This is a genomic window from Tissierellales bacterium, assembly GCA_035301805.1.
Taxonomy (GTDB): domain Bacteria; phylum Bacillota; class Clostridia; order Tissierellales; family DATGTQ01; genus DATGTQ01.
On the sequence record DATGTQ010000119.1, the window covers coordinates 1 to 3,538 of the forward strand.

A 3,538-nucleotide genomic window follows, 5' to 3' on the forward strand; every position below is an offset into this window, starting at 1 on the left:
GCTTTTATCGTATAAAGGCATAACAGCAAAAAAAGCCCTATTAAATGAAAGCTTAATATTGCAAAGTTTGCAAAATTCTGATATATTATATTTAAATAGCAAATTGGTAGGGGGGGCAAGCAATGCAGCCATATTATGAAATAATAGAGCTTAGAGAGGATGTGCCAATTAACTTATTTTTACATAGTACAAATGAATACATGATGCATATCCATAAGGAATTAGAGATTATTTTAGTAGTAGAAGGGTCAATAAACATAAGAGTAGTTGACAAAGAATATCTATTAAAAGAAAATGACCTTATATTGATTAATCCTGGGGAAGTCCATACTACCTCTAGAACTGATGAAGATAATATCTGTTTAGTATTTCAATTAGATCCTAAAAGTATAGACTATATATTTCCATTATTTAGCAAGGTTAAAATCGATTGTAAATCCTTTAACTACGAGAAAGAAGAACAAAAAAGATTCGATATAATTAGAAAAAGATTAGCAAGTATGCTTAAAGAACAAACTAAAAAAGCTTCAGGTTATCAACTAAAAATAGGAAGTGAAACTTTTCTACTAGTTAGAGATTTATTACATAATTTTGAGGCTACAGAAATAAATGAAACTAATCTAGAAGAATCTACAGACAATATTATAAGAATGAATAGAATCATTATATATGTAGATGAAAACTTAAACGATTCCGTAACTCTTGAGGATATTGCAAATGTTGAAGGTATGAGCGTTCCTTATTTATCTAGACTTTTTAAAAATAGTATTGGAATGACATTTCAAGAATATAAAAATAAAAAAAGAGTAGATATGGCCGAAAGACTTCTTACTAATACTGACGAAAGTATAACTGATATTGCTTTTCAAAGTGGTTTTCCAAGTATAAAATCCTTAAACTCTATATTTAAACGAAAATATGGGTGTACCCCTTCTCAATTTAGACAAAATATGCCTAATATAGATAAATCAAATAGTGCATATGAAGAAAATATAAAGAAAAAATCCTACTTCGATGTAGATAGAACAGCTGCATTTAAAAAGCTATACTCCTATTTAGATAGTAAAGATACTTTAGAAGAAGATATTTCTCTAACTAAAGTTCAAAACTTTCATCTAGATTTTAATAAAGAAAGTACAGAGCTAAAACACTATTGGAAGGAACTTATTACCTTTGGTAGAGCAGCAGAAGGACTCAGGGAGTCTTGGAGAAATCAATTTAGAGAGCTACAAAAAGAAATCGGATTTAAAAACGTAAGATTTCACGGAATATTCCATGATGATATGATGATTTATAATACTGATAGTGATGGAAATGTAATATATAACTGGAACTATGTAAATGAACTATTTGATTTCTTTATGGAAATAAATATTAAACCCTTTATAGAATTAGGCTTTATGCCTAGTGATCTAAAAAGTGGAGAAAACCACATGTTCTGGTGGAAAGCTAATGTAACTCAGCCTAAGGACATTAATTTATGGACAGATTTAGTAAGAGAATTCGTAAAAAACTGTGTAAGAAGATATGGACTTAAGGAAGTAGAATCTTGGTATTTTGAGGTATGGAACGAGCCGGAGATCGAACAGGTTTTTTGGATAGGTTCAAAGAAAGATTATTTTAAATTTTATAAAGAGACAGTTTTAGCAATAAAGTCAGTTTCAGAAAAAATTAAAGTAGGAGGCCCCTCTATAACCCATGAATCCCTAAAATATGGATCTTGGTTAGAGGATTTTATAAATTACTGTATAGATGAAAATGTACCTTTAGATATTATAACCTTGCACATTTACCCAGAATCTTTTGGAAAAGACGAAGCTATCCAAGATTTATTATTAAGAATAATGGACAATCAAGATATATCACAAATAAAAAAAGAAATAACAGATGAAAATGTCCTTGATATTATTGAAAGATTTTTAGATGGTGAAAATTTGTATGAGATTTTAAAAAACTCTACGAGTATGAAGGCTATTTACCATGAAAAAGATCATACTCCTAATGCATTAAAATCTTTAAATAAAAAGATAAATGAAATACTACCTAATATAGAAATCCATATAACAGAATGGAGCACTACAGCCCTTGGAAGAAATCTAATTAGCGATACATGCTATACTTCTACATTTATTATAAAAAATATAATAGAATCTATTGGTCTTACTAATTCTATCGGATATTGGACATTTACAGATATATTCGAAGAGATGAAAGCAGATAAAAATCCATTCCACGGAGGATTTGGTCTAATAAATCAAGATGGAATTAAAAAGCCAGGATATTATGCCTATCTTTTACTCTCAAAATTAGGAGATGAAATAATTCATAAAGAAGAAGAATTTATAGTAACTAAAAAAGGCGAAGATATACAAATACTAGCCTATAATTATGCTTACTTTGATGAAATGTTTTTATCAGGAGATACATCTTCCTTAGATATTAAAAATCGATACAATGTTTACGAAAGTAAAGAAAAGGTAAACTTAAATATAAATTTAGAAGGCTTAGAAGGAAAATATAGACTGAAAAGATATACATTAAATAGAGAAAATGGATCTGCCTTTGATGAATGGATAGAAATGGGTGCTCCAGAATATCTAAATAAAGAAGAAGTAGATTATCTAAAAGCTAAATCAAAACCAAGTATAAAAATAAAAGAAGAAAATATTAAAAACGAAATAAAATGCAAATTTTCTATTCCAGTCCATGGAGTAGAATTATTAGTCCTAGAAAAACAAATCTAGGGATTTTTATTTTCATAATTTTAGATTTTGCTACTTTATTATAAAAACAATGAAAATATTTTCAAAAATATTAAAAAAAGTACCCTAAATAAACAAACTTAGGATAGCAGGATTATTTTCTAGATGTTATACTTATATTATATGAAATTATTGTAGTTGAAGGTTTGTAGATATATTTTTTTTGAAAGGATGATTAAATGAAAAGAATATGGAGAAATATTTCACTAGTATTAGCATTAACAATGATACTACAGGTAATTATGCCAGTAGTAGCACTAGCTGTTAATGGTGTCCAAGATAATAGTAGGAAAGTCTTGGAAGAAGGAAATGAAGTAGTGGAAGAAATTAGTGAAACTACCCAGGTGGAGGAAACGGCTTCAGAACTAGAACCTGAAGATCCACCAATAGAAACAGAAGAAGTTGAGCTAGAAGATTCCCAGGAAGATCCAGAACCTGTAGATCCTGAAGAACCAGAAAATTCAACTCCGGGAGAAGATGATACTTCAAGCTTTGAAGGTTCGGAAGATTTAGATAATAATTTAGAAGATTCTGGAGATACAGATTCTGATGATTTAGAAGATCAGGATGATGAAGATGATAAAGCTGAAATAGAAGTAGTTAATGATGATAAAGGTGAAGAGAATTCATATCAACCATCTGCTGCACTAGGTAACTTAGTTACGAGCTTTGAATTTTCTTATAATGACAAAAAGGGAAATTTGATTAAAGTAGAAAATGGTGAAAATATAGAAGTTAATGTTGGGGACTTGAATGCAGTTCAATTAAAATATGGA

Annotated in this window: 2 protein-coding genes; both read left to right on the forward strand. The window is 29.1% G+C overall.

Features of this window, described 5'->3' with window-relative positions; all coding sequences use genetic code 11:
* The first annotated feature begins 122 nt into the window (after window positions 1-122).
* A complete protein-coding gene (locus VK071_05440; GenBank protein HLR34758.1) occupies window positions 123-2,744 on the forward strand; it encodes a helix-turn-helix domain-containing protein in 2,622 nt (873 codons plus the stop codon).
* Window positions 2,745-2,941: 197 nt separating this feature from the next.
* Window positions 2,942-3,538, forward strand: a 597-nt coding sequence (locus tag VK071_05445) for a hypothetical protein (GenBank protein HLR34759.1), incomplete at its 3' end; no start/stop codon positions are given.